Source organism: Pantoea sp. ABR1s (assembly GCF_057812235.1).
This window is the reverse complement of sequence record NZ_CM173823.1, coordinates 774,173-791,707: the sequence shown is the minus strand read 5'-3', so window position 1 is coordinate 791,707 and position 17,535 is coordinate 774,173. Positions and strand designations below refer to the sequence as shown.

The 17,535-nt window shown below is 56.4% G+C and carries 15 protein-coding genes and 1 other RNA gene; 6 read left to right on the top strand and 10 right to left on the bottom strand.

From position 1 onward, the window contains the following. The first annotated feature begins 131 nt into the window (after positions 1-131). The gene (locus tag ACXKZD_RS03770; protein WP_488981875.1) at positions 132-851 is read left to right on the top strand and encodes a MurR/RpiR family transcriptional regulator; all 720 of its coding nucleotides are present in this window, start codon (positions 132-134) and stop codon (positions 849-851) included. 115 nt (positions 852-966) lie between these two features. After that, complete coding sequence (locus tag ACXKZD_RS03765; RefSeq protein WP_307746475.1) at positions 967-2,406, top strand: 6-phospho-beta-glucosidase; 1,440 nt, start codon at positions 967-969, stop codon at positions 2,404-2,406. Positions 2,407-2,436: 30 nt separating this feature from the next. Here the strand turns inward: ACXKZD_RS03765 and ACXKZD_RS03760 are convergent, their stop codons facing one another. The 8 genes from ACXKZD_RS03760 to ACXKZD_RS03725 all read right to left on the bottom strand — a co-directional run bounded on the left by ACXKZD_RS03760 (position 2,437) and on the right by ACXKZD_RS03725 (position 12,479). Continuing rightward, entirely contained in the window at positions 2,437-3,180 is a 744-nt protein-coding gene (locus ACXKZD_RS03760; protein WP_488981874.1) for an SDR family oxidoreductase, read from the bottom strand. A 66-nt stretch (positions 3,181-3,246) separates the two neighbouring features. Beyond that, positions 3,247-6,120, bottom strand: a complete 2,874-nt coding sequence (gene gcvP, locus ACXKZD_RS03755; protein WP_022623832.1) for an aminomethyl-transferring glycine dehydrogenase — start codon at positions 6,118-6,120, stop codon at positions 3,247-3,249. Between the two features lie 80 nt (positions 6,121-6,200). Further along, positions 6,201-6,587, bottom strand: coding sequence for a glycine cleavage system protein GcvH (gcvH, locus tag ACXKZD_RS03750; protein ID WP_010248802.1), 387 nt, complete (start codon positions 6,585-6,587; stop codon positions 6,201-6,203). A gap of 23 nt (positions 6,588-6,610) precedes the next feature. Further along, positions 6,611-7,708 carry a glycine cleavage system aminomethyltransferase GcvT gene (gcvT, locus tag ACXKZD_RS03745; protein WP_010248804.1) on the bottom strand — a complete coding sequence of 366 codons (1,098 nt, stop codon included), beginning with the start codon at positions 7,706-7,708 and terminating at the stop codon, positions 6,611-6,613. A 432-nt stretch (positions 7,709-8,140) separates the two neighbouring features. Then, positions 8,141-9,343, bottom strand: a complete 1,203-nt coding sequence (ubiI, locus tag ACXKZD_RS03740; RefSeq protein WP_033780725.1) for an FAD-dependent 2-octaprenylphenol hydroxylase — start codon at positions 9,341-9,343, stop codon at positions 8,141-8,143. A 13-nt stretch (positions 9,344-9,356) separates the two neighbouring features. Further along, positions 9,357-10,535: a 2-octaprenyl-6-methoxyphenyl hydroxylase gene (gene ubiH, locus ACXKZD_RS03735; RefSeq protein WP_192033545.1), complete on the bottom strand. Its 1,179-nt coding sequence runs from the start codon at positions 10,533-10,535 to the stop codon at positions 9,357-9,359. Further along, positions 10,532-11,854: a Xaa-Pro aminopeptidase gene (gene pepP / locus ACXKZD_RS03730; RefSeq protein WP_080740534.1), complete on the bottom strand. Its 1,323-nt coding sequence runs from the start codon at positions 11,852-11,854 to the stop codon at positions 10,532-10,534. The genes ubiH and pepP overlap by 4 nt, the downstream gene beginning before the upstream one ends. Before the next feature lie 46 nt (positions 11,855-11,900). Next, on the bottom strand, positions 11,901-12,479 hold the full coding sequence (locus ACXKZD_RS03725) for a YecA/YgfB family protein (RefSeq protein WP_022623836.1): 579 nt from the start codon (positions 12,477-12,479) through the stop codon (positions 11,901-11,903). 170 nt (positions 12,480-12,649) lie between these two features. On the opposite strand from ACXKZD_RS03725, the gene zapA reads away from it, so the two are divergent. The 3 genes from zapA to ACXKZD_RS03710 all read left to right on the top strand — a co-directional run bounded on the left by zapA (position 12,650) and on the right by ACXKZD_RS03710 (position 13,887). Next, positions 12,650-12,979: a cell division protein ZapA gene (gene zapA / locus ACXKZD_RS03720; RefSeq protein ID WP_008925677.1), complete on the top strand. Its 330-nt coding sequence runs from the start codon at positions 12,650-12,652 to the stop codon at positions 12,977-12,979. 39 nt (positions 12,980-13,018) lie between these two features. Beyond that, positions 13,019-13,201, top strand: a non-coding RNA gene (gene ssrS, locus ACXKZD_RS03715) — 6S RNA. A 92-nt stretch (positions 13,202-13,293) separates the two neighbouring features. Continuing rightward, complete coding sequence (locus ACXKZD_RS03710; RefSeq protein WP_010671060.1) at positions 13,294-13,887, top strand: 5-formyltetrahydrofolate cyclo-ligase; 594 nt, start codon at positions 13,294-13,296, stop codon at positions 13,885-13,887. A 344-nt stretch (positions 13,888-14,231) separates the two neighbouring features. Here ACXKZD_RS03710 and serA read toward each other — a convergent pair whose 3' ends face one another. Continuing rightward, the gene (serA, locus tag ACXKZD_RS03705) at positions 14,232-15,470 is read right to left on the bottom strand and encodes a phosphoglycerate dehydrogenase (protein ID WP_010248817.1); all 1,239 of its coding nucleotides are present in this window, start codon (positions 15,468-15,470) and stop codon (positions 14,232-14,234) included. Between the two features lie 279 nt (positions 15,471-15,749). Continuing rightward, entirely contained in the window at positions 15,750-16,409 is a 660-nt protein-coding gene (rpiA, locus tag ACXKZD_RS03700) for a ribose-5-phosphate isomerase RpiA (RefSeq protein WP_010248819.1), read from the bottom strand. Between the two features lie 182 nt (positions 16,410-16,591). Between rpiA and ACXKZD_RS03695 the strand changes: the two genes are divergently transcribed. Then, the gene (locus ACXKZD_RS03695; RefSeq protein ID WP_010248822.1) at positions 16,592-17,497 is read left to right on the top strand and encodes a LysR family transcriptional regulator ArgP; all 906 of its coding nucleotides are present in this window, start codon (positions 16,592-16,594) and stop codon (positions 17,495-17,497) included. Positions 17,498-17,535 lie beyond the last annotated feature (38 nt).

Below are 17,535 nucleotides of genomic sequence, written 5' to 3'. Positions count from 1 at the left end.
ATCCAGCGTAGCCAACACTTTTTTCAGTGTACACTTGTACGCTAAAATTATCCTGGTGAAATTCACTATCCCTTAAACCGGGTGATGAATCTGGTAAACTGGCCGCCAGTCAACTGTTCAACGAGTCATTCATGTTTTCGCATAGCGATCTCGCCCGCCTTAACGATCTGGAAATGCAGGTCTATCAGTTCATCATTAAGCACCGCGAAGGCGTCAGCTACATGACGATCCGCGAGCTGGCTGAGCAGGCTGGTGTCTCCACCACCACCGTGCTGCGTTTCTGTCGCAAGATGGGCTGTGAAGGCTGGTCGGAATTCCGCATCCGCCTGCGCTTAAACGAACAGCACAGTGCGCCAATGCTCAACACGGCGGGCGTCAGTGAAATGCTGAGCTTTTTTAAGAGCATCAATAATCCGGAGTTTGAACAGCTCATCGCTGAGGCCGCGCAGAAGATTAATCAGGCTGAGCGGGTCTTCTTTATTGGCGTCGGCACCTCCGGCAGCCTGGCAAAATATGGCGCACGCTTTTTCTCTAACCTCGGTAAATTCAGCCACGCGATTGACGATCCCTATTATCCGGTCAGTCCCGATCTCTATGAAAACGCCATTGCCATTATTTTATCGGTCTCCGGCGAAACGGAAGAGATCCTGCGCATTGCCAGCCAGTTCAGCCTGAATAAGTGCAAAATCATTGCGATAACTAACACGGAGAGCTGCTCGCTGGCGAAGATCGGTGATTTCAACCTCTGCTACCATGTGCCCATCATCCGTATGGCGGACAATTCCGACATTACGACTCAGGTGCCAGTGACCTATATTATTGAAGCAATCGGCCGCCAGCTGGGGAAATAAAACAGCCTGTTTTTTGGATGTAACAAACGCAATTATTGCCGCGCTGTTATATCGTGACTTTCATTATTGCCTTGCTACACTCAGCTCAATTTCAATATCCGTAATGGGGTGAAGCATGAGTGCAGAATTGCAGTTACCAAAAGGCTTTCTTTGGGGCGGAGCGGTGGCAGCGCATCAGGTTGAAGGCGGCTGGGATCAGGGCGGCAAAGGCGTCAGCATTGCTGATGTGATGACCGGCGGTTCACATGGCGTTGACCGGATGATCACCGACGGCGTGCAGCCGGGTCATTTCTACCCGAACCACAAGGGTGTGGAGTTTTACTCCCACTACAAACAGGATGTCGCGCTGTTTGCCGAGATGGGCTTCAAATGTTTCCGCACCTCGATTGCCTGGACCCGTATCTTCCCTAACGGTGACGAGCAACAGCCCAACGAAGCGGGCCTGCAATTCTATGACGACCTGTTTGATGAACTGCTGAAGTATGGCATTGAACCGGTCATCACCCTTTCGCACTTCGAAATGCCTTATCACCTGGTCAAAGAGTATGGCGGCTGGCACAACCGCAAAGTGGTCGACTTCTTTGTGCGCTTCAGCGAAGTGGTGCTGAACCGTTATAAAAGCAAAGTGAAATACTGGATGACCTTCAATGAGATCAACAACCAGCGTAACTGGCAGTATCCGCTGTTTGGTTACTGCTGTTCAGGCGTGATCTTTACCGAACATGAGAAACCTGAACAGGCGATGTATCAGGTGATGCACCACCAGTTTGTTGCCAGTGCAAAAGTGGTGAAACTCGGCCACGACATCAATCCTGATTTTCAGATTGGCTGCATGATCGCCATGGTGCCAGTCTATCCCTTCTCCTGCCACCCGGACGATGTGGTGCTGGCGCAGGAATCGATGCATCAGCGCTATGTGTTCAGTGACGTGCAGATGCGCGGCTACTATCCGGCCTACACCCTGAAAGAGTGGGCGCGCAAGGGTTACGACATTCAGATGGAAGCGGATGATGCCGAGACGCTGCGCCAGGGCTGTGCAGACTATGTCGGTTTCAGTTACTACATGAGCAACGCAGTGAAGACCGATGCCAGCGGCGTTGACGATCCGATCACCGGCTTTGAAGGTGTGGTGAAAAACCCGCATGTGAAAGCGTCCGACTGGGGCTGGCAGATCGATCCGGTTGGTCTGCGCTACGCCATGAACGAGCTGTATGAGCGTTACCAGAAGCCGCTGTTTATTGTTGAAAACGGCTTTGGTGCTATCGATAAGCCAAACGCCAATGGCGTAATTGAAGATGATTACCGCATCGACTATCTGCGTGCGCATATCGAAGAGATGAAGAAAGCTGTGGCGTACGATGGTGTTGAATTAATGGGCTATACGCCTTGGGGCTGCCTCGATTGCGTCTCGTTTACCACCGGCCAGTACGACAAACGTTACGGCTTTATTCATGTGAATAAAAACGATGATGGCAGCGGCGATTTTTCTCGTGGGAAGAAAAAGAGTTTCAGCTGGTATCAGCAGGTTATCGCCAGTAACGGCGAAAACCTGTAAGTCATCACGCCGCATCAGCGGCGAAGTGAGTTAACGCCCACCGGCAGCGTCAATGATGCTGCCGGTGACGTAAGAGGCCGCGTCGCTGGCCAGCCAGACGATCGCTTCCGCCACCTCTTCTGCTTCACCGCCGCGTCCCATCGGGATCACGCTGGCAAGCCTGTCCACTCTGCCTGGCTCTCCGCCATCGGCATGCATCTCTGTATAGATAAATCCCGGACGTACGCCGTTGACCCGAATCCCCTGCTGCGCCACTTCCAGCGACAATCCTCTGGTCAGCGTGTCCATCGCCCCTTTTGAAGCGGCGTAATCGACATATTCGCCAGGCGCACCGGTACGCGACGCGGCCGATGAGACGTTGACGATGGAGCCGCCCTGGCCGCCGTGATGCGTGCCCATCCGCTTAACCGCCTCACGACAGCAGAGAAAAGACCCAATCACGTTGGTGGCAAAGACCTTATGCAGGCGTGCCGCATCCAGCTGCTCGGTGCGACACTGCTGAAACAGAATCCCGGCGTTGTTCACCAGCAACGCCAGCGGTTCGGACTGCTGGTCGAGCTGCGCAAACATCGCCATCACCTGGGCTTCATCACTGATATCTGCCTGAACAGCAAAGGCTTCACCGCCCTGCTGCCGGATCTGCGCCACCACCTGTTGAGCTTCCGCTTCGCGCTGACAGTAGTTCACCGCAACCCGATAACCCCGGACGGCCAGTAACAGCGCCGTGGCCCGCCCGATACCGCGGCTGCCCCCCGTAACCAGTGCCAGTTTCATGCTGATTCTCCAGTACAAAGGGCCGACGAATCGACCCTTTGTGGTTAACGTTTGCCTGCGGGGAAATTACTGATAGTCGCTCATCGGCACGCAGGAGCAGAAGAGATTACGGTCGCCAAACACATCATCCAGACGTTTTACCGTCGGCCAGTATTTGTTGTGGCTGCCCGCCGGGAAGACTGCCAGTTCACGGCTGTAAGGATGTGACCACTCACTGACGATTTCCAGCTGAGTATGCGGCGCATTAACCAGTGGGTTGTCATCCAGCGGCCATTCACCTGACGTCACCCGATCAATCTCCATGCGGATCGCCAGCATCGCGTCGATAAAGCGATCCAGTTCGATTTTGCTCTCCGATTCAGTCGGCTCCACCATCAGGGTGCCCGCCACCGGGAAGGACATCGTTGGTGCGTGGAATCCATAATCGATCAGGCGCTTAGCAATATCCAGCTCACTGATGCCGGTCTGCTCTTTCAGCGGACGGATGTCGAGAATACATTCGTGCGCCACCCGACCGTCACGGCCAGTGTAGAGCACCGGATAGGCCGACTGCAGGCGGCGGGCAATGTAGTTGGCATTCAGAATCGCAACCGAGCTGGCCTGTTTCAGCCCTTCCGCGCCCATCATGCGAATGTACATCCAGCTAATTGGCAGAATGGATGCACTGCCAAACGGCGCTGCGGATACGGCGCCCTGCTGCGTCAGCACACCGTCAATCTGCACCACGCTGTGTCCCGGCACAAACGGAGCCAGGTGCGCTTTGACGCCAATCGGTCCCATACCCGGACCGCCGCCGCCGTGCGGAATGCAGAAGGTTTTATGCAGATTCAGGTGCGAGACATCCGCGCCGATATAGCCAGGCGTGGTGATGCCGACCTGCGCATTCATGTTCGCGCCATCCAGATAGACCTGACCGCCATACTGATGCACGATCTGGCACACTTCGCGGATGGTCTCTTCATAAACGCCATGAGTTGACGGGTAAGTCACCATGATGCAGGAGAGTTTGTCGCCCGCCTGAGCCGCTTTTTCACGCAGATCGCCAAGGTCGATGTTGCCCTGTTTATCGCAGGCCACTACCACCACGTCCATGCCCGCCATCTGGGCTGAGGCCGGGTTAGTCCCATGCGCCGAGCTCGGGATCAGGCAGAGATGACGATCGCCCTCGCCACGGCTTTCGTGATAGCGGCGGATCGCCAGCAGTCCGGCATATTCACCCTGCGCGCCGGAGTTTGGCTGCATACAGAGTGCATCATAGCCGGTGAGCTGCACCAGCCACTGTGAAAGCTGGCCGATCATCTGCAGATAGCCGGTAGCCTGTTCAGCCGGGCAGAATGGATGCAGCTCCGCAAATTCCGGCCAGGTGATCGGGATCATCTCTGCCGCGGCATTGAGCTTCATGGTGCAGGAGCCCAGCGGGATCATCGCCTGATTCAGCGCCAGATCCTTTTTCTCCAGGCTGTGCATGTAGCGCATCATCTCGGTTTCGCTGTGATGACGGTTGAACACCGGATGGGTCAGGATCTCGCTGTGGCGTTGCAGGCCAGCAGGAATTGCATGGCTTTCGCTGGCCACTTCGCTATCGAGCTTTTCCAGGTCCTGGCCGTGTTCATCACCCAGCAGAATGGCGAACAGCGCCAGAATATCTTCGCGGCAGGTGGTTTCATCCAGCGTGATGCCCACGGCGTTATGGATGTCGCTACGCAGGTTAACGCCAAAGCTCAGGGCGCGATTCAGCACAGCGGCTTTATCCGCCACTTCCACCGTCAGCGTATCGAACCAGTGCTGATGGCGCAGCTTCAGGCCGCCCTGTTGCAGTCCCGCCGCCAGAATGTTGGTGAAGCGATGAATGCGTGAGGCAATGCGTTTCAGGCCCGCCGGGCCGTGGAACACCGCATAGAGACCGGCGATGTTTGCCAGCAGCACCTGCGACGTACAGATGTTGGAGTTGGCCTTTTCACGGCGGATATGTTGTTCGCGGGTCTGCATCGCCATACGCAGCGCCGTGTTGCCCGCTGCATCACGTGAAACACCAATGATACGGCCTGGCATAGAGCGTTTATGCTCGTCGCGGCTGGCGAAAAAGGCCGCGTGAGGGCCGCCGTAGCCCATTGGCACGCCGAAGCGCTGAGCTGAACCAAAGACAATGTCTGCACCCTGTTTGCCTGGCGCTTCCAGTAACACCAGCGACATAAAGTCCGCCGCTACGCTGACCACTACTTTGCGGGCTTTCAGTCCGGCAATCAGCGCGCTGTAATCGTGCGCTTCGCCGGTAGTGCCCACCTGTTGCAGCAGCACACCAAACAGGTCGTCATGATCGGGTGCTTTGTCCGCGCTATCAATAATCAGTTCGAAACCGAACGTCTCCGCACGGGTGCGGACCACATCCAGCGTCTGTGGATGGATATCATCGGCAATGAAGAATTTATTGGCATTTTTGAGCTTACTGACGCGTTTTGCCATCGCCATCGCTTCAGCGGCAGCGGTTGCTTCGTCCAGCAGTGAGGCGGACGCGATATCCATGCCGGTAAGATCCAGCGTCAGCTGCTGGAAGTTCAGCAGCGCTTCCAGACGGCCCTGGGAGACCTCAGGCTGATACGGGGTATAGGCGGTGTACCAGCCCGGATTCTCCAGCATATTACGCAGGATGACCGGCGGGGTGATCACCGCGCTGTATCCCATACCGATCCAGGATTTGTAACGCAGATTCTGGCTGGCAATCGCTTTCAGTTCGGCCAGAGCCTGCTGTTCAGTGGCGGCTTCGCCAACTGCTGGCGGGCCTGGCAGCTGAATGTCTGCCGGCACAATCGTGCTGATTAACGCTTCCAGCGAACGGGCACCAATAGCGTCAAGCATCTGCGCCTGCTGCTCAGGTGAAGGACCGATATGGCGCTCAATGAATGCACCGTTGTGTTCAAGCTGGCTGAGAGTCTGAGTCATTAGCAGTAAATCCTGAATCGGGCTGGGGGAACCGGAGAGCAAACATAAATCTGCGGCCTCTGTGTGAGGCCGCCTGACGACTACTCGTCGATGGAGGCTTTGTAAGCATCCGCATCCAGCAGCGTGTCAATTTCAGACGCGTCACTGGCTTTGATTTTGAATAACCAGCCGCCTTCATAAGGCTCGCTGTTGACCTGCTCCGGTGAGTCAGTCAGTGCTTCGTTGACCGCCACAATCTCACCGCTGATCGGCGCATAGATATCTGAAGCCGCTTTAACGGATTCCGCGACCGCGCACTCTTCACCGGCGGCAAACGTCGCGCCCACTTCCGGCAGATCGACAAACACCATGTCGCCCAGTAGCTCCTGCGCGTGTTCAGTGATACCCACGGTGTAGCTGCCATCTTCTTCTTTGCGCACCCACTCGTGGCTGTCGCGATACTTCAACGTATTCGGCACATTGCTCATTGGCCATTTCTCCTGAATAAAATTTACTGAGCGACCGGTTTACCGGCGCGGACAAAAACGGGACGGGTAACCTGGACCGGCATCTGGCGGTTACGGATCTCAACGATGGCGGTGCTGCCGACTGAGGCCGGTACGCGCGCCAGGGCGATGCTGCAACCCAGCGTCGGAGAGAAAGAGCCACTGGTGATGATCCCCTCCTGCGGCTGCCCCTGGTCATCGGTGAAACGCACCGGCAAGCCGTTACGCAGCACCCCTTTTTCTGTGAGGATGAGTCCTACCAGCTTTTCGGTACCGCGTTCACGCTGCAGTTCCAGCGCTTCCCGGCCGATGAAATCGCGGTCAGCAGGTTCCCAGCAGACCGTCCAGCCCATGTTGGCAGCCAGCGGTGAAACGCCTTCATCCATCTCCTGACCATACAGATTCATACCCGCTTCCAGACGCAGCGTGTCACGTGCGCCCAGTCCGGCAGGTTTAACGCCAGCAGCCAGCAGACGCTGCCAGAAATCGGCCGCCTCCTCTGCAGGCATAGCAATCTCATATCCCGCTTCGCCGGTATAGCCGGTGGTGGCGATAAACAGGTCACCTGACTGCACGCCGAAAAATGGCTTCATGCCGGCAACAGCCTGACGCTGCTCCTCGCTGAACAGCGTCTGAGCCTTCTGCTGCGCCTGCGGACCCTGCACGGCAATCAGCGCCAGGTCGTCGCGTTCCGTCAGCGTAATGCCATAGCCCTGCGCGTGTTGCGTGATCCAGGCGAGATCGTTTTCACGGGTGGCAGAGTTCACCACCAGGCGGAAGAACTCTTCGCTCATAAAGTAAACAATCAAATCGTCAATGACGCCACCCGAGGCATTCAGCATCCCGGTGTAGAGCGCTTTGCCTGGCTGGGTCAGTTTTGCCACATCATTTGCCAGCAGGTAGCGCAGGAATTCACGGGTACGCGGGCCTGTCAGGTCGACGATGGTCATGTGAGAGACATCAAACATACCGGCGTCGGTGCGCACCACATGATGTTCATCCATCTGGGAGCCATAGTGCAGCGGCATCATCCAGCCATGAAAATCCACCATGCGGGCACCGCAGGCCTGATGCTGTTCAAACAGAGGTGTTTGCTGAGTCATAACCATCCTGTGCAGAAGCGAGTGAGTGCAAAAGTGCGCCGGAATTCAGTGCCGACGCAAACGTTCTCTTAGGGCTGACGTTACCACCGAATCTGACGATTAACCATAAGCAAACCGGGGTCGAAAGCAGAGGCACAGCCTAACCAGGAACGGCTGCCAACAGGATATAAAACTGCAATTTTGTGATTAATCGCGCAATAAATGCAGGGAATTTAAATATACGCAGCAAATTTATGCGGGATGGCATTCAGGATGTTAAAAAAATCCCGCGCCCAGCGGACAGAAGAATGAGAAAAAGTAATGCGAATTCGCCCGCAAAATTAGAATAAATCAAACGAAGACCTCTGCTGGTGCAGCGTTGCCTTTTTGTGGTGCAGAGCGGTGTCAGGCGTAAAAAAAGCCAGCAGAAGCTGGCTTAACAGAAGGGCAGATTTAGCGTAGCCAGGCGGGCAGATCATTCAGGCCCATCGCCTGCTTCAGCATCATGGGTTTGACACCCGGCAGGCGGTCAGCCAGTTTCAGACCCACGTCGCGCAGCAATTTTTTCGCCGGGTTATTGCCTGCGAACATTTCACGGAAGCCCTGCATTCCCGCCAGCATCATTGCGGCGCTGTGCTTACGGCTGCGCTCATAGCGTCGCAGATAGAGGTGCTGACCAATATCTTTGCCCTGCTGATGCAGGCGGCGAATCTCACCGATCAGCTCGGCGGCATCCATAAACCCAAGGTTAACGCCCTGACCCGCCAGCGGATGAATGGTGTGAGCCGCATCGCCCACCAGCGCCAGACGGTGTGCCGCGAAGTTGCGGGCATAGCGCGCCACCAGCGGAAACGTTTTGCGCTCGCTTTCCAGCTGGCACAGGCCGAGCCGCATATCAAACGCCACCGAGAGCTGCTGATTGAACAGCGCTTCCGGCATGGTTTCCAGACGGCTCGCTTCCTGCGGCGAGAGCGACCAGACGATGGAACTGAGATGCGGATCCTGCATCGGCAGGAAAGCCAGAATGCCGTCGCCGTGGAACACCTGGCGCGCTACTGCGTCGTGCGGCTTCTCAGTGCGGACATTAGCCACTAACGCATGGTGATCGTAATCCCAGAAGGTCAGCGGGATATCGGCTTTATTGCGCAGCCAGGAGTTAGCGCCGTCAGCGGCAATCATTAATCGCGCACTTAACATGCTGCCATCCTGCAGGGTAACGAAGGCTTCGTTATCACCAAACGCGACCTGCTGTAACTGCGAGGGTGCCATAATCGTCACGTCGCTGCAGGCGCTGGCACGTTGCCAGAGCGCATTGTGGATCACCGGGTTTTCGATGATATGGCCCAGATGCGACAGGCCCTGCTGCTCATCATCAAAGGCGATGGAGCCGAAACTGTCCTTATCCCACACTTCCATGCCGTGATAAGCGCTGGCGCGCAGCGAGAGAATGGTCGACCAGACATCCAGCTTCTGCAGCAGCCGTTCGCTGGCGGCATTGATTGCCGACACGCGAACTGACGGTGATGCACTCAGCGCCAGCGGTGGCTCCGGTGATTTTTCCAGTACGGCGATGCGCAGTCCGCTGCCCTGCAAGCCGCAGGCCACCGCCAGTCCCACCATACCGCCACCGGCAATCACCACATCAAAAGTTTGCATCTGAGCCTCTTTATTAACGCTTAACCCAGCCAAGCGTGCGCTCAGCCAGTTGATTTCTTAACCACGGCAGATGATCCATCGCCAGCAGGCCCAGGTTCCGTCCTGCCACCAGCGGGCCATAGTGATTCGCAAAGATGCGAACCAGTCCGTCGGTGATACCGATGGTGGCGGCGCGGTCGGGCTGACGACGCTGCTGATAATGATGCAGCACCGCATAGCTGCCGGGGTCCTGCTGCTGCCGATGGGCGGCTGCCAGCGTTTCAGCCAGCGACATCACATCGCGCAGGCCCAGGTTGAAGCCCTGCCCGGCAATCGGATGTAGCGTCTGCGCCGCATTGCCCACCACCGCCACGCGATGCGTCACTGGCGACATCGCCCGGTGCAGCGCCAGCGGGTAATACTCACGCTGGCCGGTGTGGGTAAATTTACCCAGCCGCCAGCCAAAGGCACGCTGCAGCTGGCTGAGGAATTCGGCCTCGCTCCACTGCTCAATGCGTTCACGCTGCGAAACCGGATGACACCAGACCAGCGACAGGCGATTGCCGGACATCGGCAACAGCGCCAGCGGGCCATGTTCGGTAAAACGTTCAAATGCCCGGCCCTGATGAGGCAGCGCGGTGGAGACATTGGCAATCACGGCAAGCTGTTCATAGTCGTCTCTTTGCCACTGAATGCCGCACGAAGCCGCCAGCGCAGAGCGCGTGCCATCCGCCGCCACCAGCAGTTTGCCGCTGAGTTGTTCGCCACTGTCCAGCGTCACCTCAACCTGCTGCTCATGGCGGTTAGCCTGGATGACACGAGCCGGACAGCGCAGCGTTACGCCGGGTGCTTTTTTCAGTTCCGCAAACAGACGCTGACCGACGTCAAACAGCTCGACAACCTGTCCCAGCGCCGGAATAGCGTAGTCAGACGCCGCCAGCGACACAAAACCGGCGTGACCGCGATCGGAGACATGGATGTCGGTAATCGGCGTGGCACAACGGGCGATGTGCTGCCACAGATTGATGTCCGCAAGCTGCTGGCAGGTACCGGCAGAGAGCGCAATAGCGCGGCCATCGAAACCGGGATGCGCCCGACTGCCAGGCTCGCTGCTTTCAATCAGCGTTACCGGCAGTGTGCCCTGGGTCAGATGGGAGATCGCCAGCGCCAGCGTCGCCCCGGTCATGCCGCCACCGGCAATCAGAATCGTCATGCCTGTTTTGCCGCCGCCATCAGTGCTTCAATCTCATCCGCCTCTTTCACGACGCTGTCGGTGAGATTTTCAATGCCATCTTCAGTGATCACAATGTCATCTTCGATTCGGATACCAATGCCGCGATACTGCGCGGGCACGTCGGCATCCGGTGCGATATAAAGACCCGGCTCGACGGTTAACACCATGCCCGGCTCCAGTACGCGGTCGCGGCTCGGGGTGCCGTAGTGGCCGACATCATGCACATCCAGCCCCAGCCAGTGGCCCAGGCCATGCATATAGAACTGACGATGGACTTCCTCGGCGATCAATGTATCGACGTCGCCCTCCAGGATGCCCAGCTCCACCAGCCCGGTGACCATGATGCGCACCACTTCATCATTCACTTCACGAATGCTGATGCCTGGCCGGAACAGTTCAAGCGAGCGGCTGAGGCAAGCCAGCACGATGTCATAAATCGCGCGCTGCGCCGGGCTGAATTTGCCGTTAACCGGGAAGGTGCGGGTGATATCGCCTGCATAGCCGTGGAACTCACAGCCTGCATCGATCAGCACCAGATCGCCGTCGCGCATTTCGCTTTCGTTTTCGGTGTAGTGCAGAATGCAGCCGTTAACTCCGGCACCCACAATGGTGTTATAGGAGGGAAAACGCGCACCGTGACGGTTAAATTCGTGCTGAATTTCCCCTTCGAGCTGATACTCGAACAGGCCTGGCCGACAGGCTTGCATGGCGCGGGTATGCGCCAGTGCACTGATTTTCCCGGCGCGACGTAACAGTTCAATCTCATCCGCATCTTTAAACAGGCGCATCTCATGCACCCAGGGACGCCAGTCAGTGAGGGTATCGGGCGCACTGAGATGCTGGCGGAAGCCGCGACGTAGCTTATCCAGCGCGCTGAACACCAGTGTGTCCGCGTGGGCATATTCGCCCTGCGCATGGTAAACCACATCCAGGCCATTCAGCAGCAGGTGCAGCTGATCACCAATATCATTCCAGGGTAAAGCGCGATCGACGCCCAGTTTGTCGGGTGCGGCCTCCTGACCCAGGCGACGGCCAGACCAGGTTTCCGCCGCAGGATCGCGCACGCGGTTAAACAACACGCTGTGGTTATGATTCTCATCGCTTTTGATCAGCACCAGCAACGCCTGCGGCTCGTTAAAACCGGTGAAATACCAGAAGTCGCTGCTCTGGCGGAACGGATATTCGGTGTCATTACTGCGCATCACTTCTGGCGCAGCAAAGATTAACGCTGCGCTCCCAGGCACCATCTTCGCCAGCAGCGCCTGACGACGCTGCAGGAATCGTTCCAGTGAAATCATCTCTGCACTCCCTGTAAACTGACCGGTTAAACTCGTTGACCTGAAATTAGTGTAGCGTCGGTTTTTGCACTTCTGGCGCGGTTGGCTGCGGGCGGGTGAACGTATCGTGGCACAGCAGCGCGGCGACACGTACATACTCAATCACCTCCTCCAGCGACTGCTCCAGCTCCTCCTGGTCTTCATCTTCTTCGTAACCGAGCTGTGCGATGGTGCGCAGATCATCGATTGCTTCGCCGGTTTCGCCGGTGACTTTATCCAGTTTAGGCTGTGTTACGCCCAGGCCGAGCAGAAAATGGTTAACCCAGCCCGCCAGCGCGTCGGCACGGTCAAATACAGTGATGTCGTCGTCAGCAGGCAGCAGCAGCTGAAACAGGAAGCCTTCATCTTCCAGCGTAGTCGCCGTATGCTCGTGTAGTTCCGCCAGCGGCACGGCAAGAGTGTGTGAAAACGCCATGCCTTCGTTAGCCAGATCGTGTACCAGCGTCTTCCAGCTGGTGTCCTGGTTCCCACCGCAGAGGATGCCACTCAGCAGGCCGTGCATTTCTGCGGGCGTCATTCCAACACCCTGCTGTGAGAGCACCGCCGCGAGCGCGTTGTAATCGGGGGTTGCGTTCTGTAAGGACATAAGTTTTCATCGTCGTTGGCAGAATAAGTTCGTGTTATGCTACCACTAGCTGCCTCAAGGTTTCCAGAAAAGGGGTTGTATCTTATTTCGTGGGTCTATATAGTTGCCCGCCTCCCAAGCCATTGACTGCTAAGGGAGTTGCGAGCGAAGTAATCAGTCAGGAAGGTGGCATGTCTGCACAACCGGTAGATTTACAAATTTTTGGTCGTTCGTTGAGAGTAAATTGTCCGCCAGAGCAGCAAGATGCGCTCAATAGCGCGGCTGAAGATCTCAATCAACGGTTGCAAGATCTAAAAGTTCGCACTAGAGTCACCAATACAGAACAACTGGTGTTCATCGCCGCGTTAAACGTCTGCCACGAGCTGGCGCAAGAGAAAGTGAAAACGCGTGATTATGCTGCTAATATGGAACAGCGTATCCGTATGTTGCAGCAGACGATTGAACAGGCATTAGTTGAGCAGGGTCGCATCTCTGAGCGTGAGGGTGCGAAGTTCGAATAAAACTTCATGGTTGCTATACTTAAGTAACGGTGAGGTAAATTTTCTCTGAGATGTTTGCATGTGGGCCAGTCCCCTGAGCCGATATTTCGAAAAAACAGAATGTGACGCTCGTAACCTGTGTGCATGCTCGGTTCGTCCGAGAAGCCTGATGGTTATGACGGCATGTTCACCTTGAACCAAGGGTTCAAGGGTTACAGCCTACGGCGGCATCTCGGAGATCTCTCTTCCTGTAGTCCTGCTTTTTTCCCCTGACTGACATGTTATAGTCGCTCAACAGCGACTTATCCGGCGGGGAAATCATGTCTGAACCTTCCATGTCTGAACCTTCAATGACCCAGCGTCAGGCGATTCGCCAGCATGTGCGACATCTGCGACGGGCACTTACCGATGAGCAGCAAACGCAGGCCGCTGAGCAGCTCGCTGAACATGCGCTCAACTACGCCCCGGTGACTGAAGCGCGCAATATCGCCCTGTTTCTGTCGGTGGATGGCGAACTGAATACCCGTCCGCTGATTGCCCGCCTCTGGCATCTGAAGAAAACGGTCTGTCTGCCGGTTTTACACCCCTTCTCCCCCGGTAATTTGTTGTTTCTGCGCTACTCGCCCGATACCCCATTGCTCAAAAATAAGCTGCGCATTCCTGAACCGCCGCTGGATATCCGGCAGGTGATCACCCTTGATCAACTGGATCTGATGATGGTGCCACTGGTAGCGTTTGATCAGCATGGACAGCGTCTGGGGATGGGCGGCGGCTTCTACGATCGCACCCTGCAGAACTGGCGGCAGCACGGTTTTTTGCCGGTGGGCCTGGCACACGATTGTCAGCAGGTCGATAGCCTGCCGGTGGCAGAATGGGATGTGCCTTTGCCGGCGGTAATGACGCCATCAAAACTCTGGCAGTGGGAGTAGAAGAGTCGCTTTTGCAGACAAGTGAAAACTCATACCTGGGCGCATCTGGCAGCAATGAAATAGCTTAACGCGCAGGGAACATGGTCAGAAGAGGAAAGCGTCCCGCCGCCCGGATAAAAACGCCGGGAACGTTTTTAAACAACGCAACGCGTTGGCCCGGTTACGGGCGCACCTCAGGGATGAGGTGCGTAATCGCGCGGGACGGGCATGCCATGGATGGCGGCTTTTGCATCTTTCCGATCTGACCGTGTTCTCTTCGCAGTCTCGGTCTTACAGCAAATCGGGACAGCCTGTATTAACTACCTGAAGAGACGCAACTAAGCGCCTGTTCAGGTTGGTAGCGCTTAGTAAAGCAGACGGGCGCGGATGGTACCCGGAATCGCCTTCATCAGCTGCAGCGCGTTCTCAGCCACTTCCGGCTCTGCATCAATGTCGATCACCACATAGCCCATAAACGGCGAGGTTTGCAGATACTGGGCGGCGATGTTGATGCCCTGCTCGGCAAAAATCTGGTTGATGGCCGTCAGCACGCCAGGGCGGTTCTCATGGATATGCAGCAGACGACTGGCGCTGATACCGTGAATCGGTAGTGACACTTCGGGGAAGTTAACAGCCGAGAGAGTCGAGCCGTTATCGGAGTATTTCGCCAGCTTGCCCGCCACTTCAATGCCGATGTTCTCCTGCGCTTCTTCCGTTGAGCCGCCAATGTGCGGCGTCAGGATCACGTTGTCGAACTCACTCAGTGGAGAGATAAACGGCTCGCTGTTGGTAGCTGGCTCGCTCGGGAAGACGTCGATGGCTGCGCCACCCACATGCTTGCTGGCCAGCGCATCGCACAGCGCCGGGATATCCACCACCGTGCCGCGTGAGGCGTTAATCAGCAGCGCGCCAGGCTTCATCTGCGCCAGCTGCTCTGCACCAATCATATCCTGTGTAGAGACGGTTTCCGGCACGTGCAGGCTGACCACATCGCTCATGTTGAGGAGATCGGCCAGATGGCGTACCTGCGTGGCATTACCCAGCGGCAGCTTGTTTTCAATGTCGTAGAAGAAAACATGCATACCCAGGCTTTCTGCCAGCACGCCCAGCTGCATTCCGATATGGCCGTAACCGATAATACCCAGTTTTTTGCCACGCGCTTCAAATGAGCCTTTGGCAATCTTATTCCAGATGCCACGGTGTGCTTTCGCATTCGCTTCCGGGATGCCACGCAGCATCAGCAGCATCTCACCAATCACCAGCTCCGCAACCGAGCGGGTATTTGAGAACGGCGCATTGAACACGGGAATACCCCGGCTGGCAGCCGCCTGCAGATCAACCTGGTTGGTACCGATACAGAAACAGCCAACGGCGACCAGCTTTTCAGCCGCCGCAAAAATCTCTTCAGTGAGCTGGGAGCGGGAACGGATACCAATAAAGTGTGCATCACGGATCGATGCTTTTAACGCGTCGGAGTCCAGTGCGCCCTTATGGAATTCGATGTTGGTATAGCCTGCAGCCCGCAGGTTCTCCAGCGCGCTCTGATGGACACCTTCCACCAGCAGGAACTTAATCTTATCTTTTTCCAGTGATACCTTTGCCATTTCCCGATCCTATTCAGCATTCAATGAGGACTACCATAAGCCAGCCTTCTGTCAAAATATCAAAAAAATCGCGTCGGGCAATACAAACGATTGCCCGGCCGCCAGCACGGCAGCGGCTGACGGCAGCACATTGCCGGACAAAATAAGGAGGTCGGACTGGAAGAGAGAACGAACCCGCTGCCGATGACGGTTATGTGACATAAGTCACCAAATTTCACCGCAGCGAGAAAAGATGATTTGCAGGCAGAAATAACCGACGCCGCATCGACGCCGGACAGATCATTTTTTGATGGTTTTCACGCCATCAGGCCCGCCAATCAGTGCAATATCGGCACCACGCGCGGCAAAAAGGCCCACGGTCACGACGCCAGGCAAGGCGTTGATGGTTTTTTCCAGCTCAATGGGATCGAGAATGCGCAGATTATGCACATCGAGAATAATGTTGCCGTTATCGGTGACCACGTTCTGACGATACTCAGGCAAGCCGCCCATTTTCACCAGCTGACGCGCCACATAACTGCGCGCCATCGGGATCACCTCGACCGGCAGCGGGAAACGGCCCAGCACATCGACCTCTTTTGAAGCGTCAGCGATACAGATAAAGGTTTCAGCCACGGCGGCCACGATCTTTTCGCGCGTCAGCGCCGCGCCGCCGCCTTTGATCATCTGCATCTGTGGGTTGATCTCATCCGCGCCATCTACGTACACCGACAGCAGGTCAATCTCGTTCAGGTCGAACACCTGAATACCCAGGCTCTTCAGCTTCTGGGTTGAGGCATCCGAGCTGGAGACGGCACCTTCAATCTGATGCCTGACCGTGGCAAGCGCATCGATAAAGTGGGCAGCGGTGGATCCGGTGCCCACACCAACAACGGTGCCCGGCTGCACGTACTCAAGTGCAGCCCAGCCAACGGCTTTTTTCAGTTCATCCTGGGTCATGGTATGTTTAAAACCTGTGCGACAACGAAGTGCGCGTAGTATAAAACAAGGCTTGCTGAAAATGCTCGGCTGACCGACGCGGATTTATCGCTTTGGAAGCCAGCCCACAAAAAACAAGAGAGCCATCACAGGTGATACTTTTGTGGCATAGTGACATCCATCCTGAAGGAGAGAGAAGAATAATGAAACGCCCGGATTATCGAACGCTTCAGGCGCTGGATTCAGTGATCCGCGAACGCGGATTTGAGCGTGCCGCTCAAAAATTATGTATCACCCAGTCAGCGGTTTCACAGCGTATCAAGCAGCTGGAGAATCTGTTTGGTCAGCCGCTGCTGGTGCGCACGGTGCCACCACGTCCGACCGAACAGGGTCAGAAACTGCTGGCGTTGCTGCACCAGGTGGAACTGCTGGAAGAGGAGTGGCTGGGCGATGAGAACAGTGGCACCACGCCACTGCTGCTGTCGCTGGCGGTCAATGCCGACAGTCTGGCGACCTGGCTGCTGCCTGCACTGAAGGATGTGCTGGCAGATTCACCCGTACGCCTGAATCTGCAGGTCGAAGATGAAACCCGCACCCAGGAGCGTCTGCGTCGTGGTGAAGTGGTGGGTGCGGTGAGTATTCAGCCGCAGCCGCTGCCCAGTTGTCTGGTGGATCAGCTCGGTGCGCTCGACTACCTGTTTGTGGCGTCGCGTGACTTTGCCGATCGCTTCTTCCCCAACGGCGTCACCCGCTCTGCCCTGCTGAAAGCGCCTGCGGTGGCGTTTGACCATCTTGATGATATGCATCAGGCCTTCCTGCAACAGAACTTTGATCTCTCACCGGGCAGTGTGCCCTGCCACATCGTGAACTCCTCTGAAGCCTTTGTGCAGATGGCGCGACAGGGTTCGACCTGCTGTATGATCCCGCATCTGCAGATTGAGCGTGAGCTGGCGAGCGGTGAGTTAATAGATCTGACGCCAGGCTTGTGTCAGCGCCGGATGCTCTACTGGCATCGTTTTGCACCGGAAAGCCGGTTAATGCGTCGGGTGACCGATGCGCTGATTGCGCATGGACATCGGGTGCTGCGTCAGGATGACGTCGCAGCCTGAAAACAAAAACGGGGCGAAAGCCCCGTTTTTACTGCTGA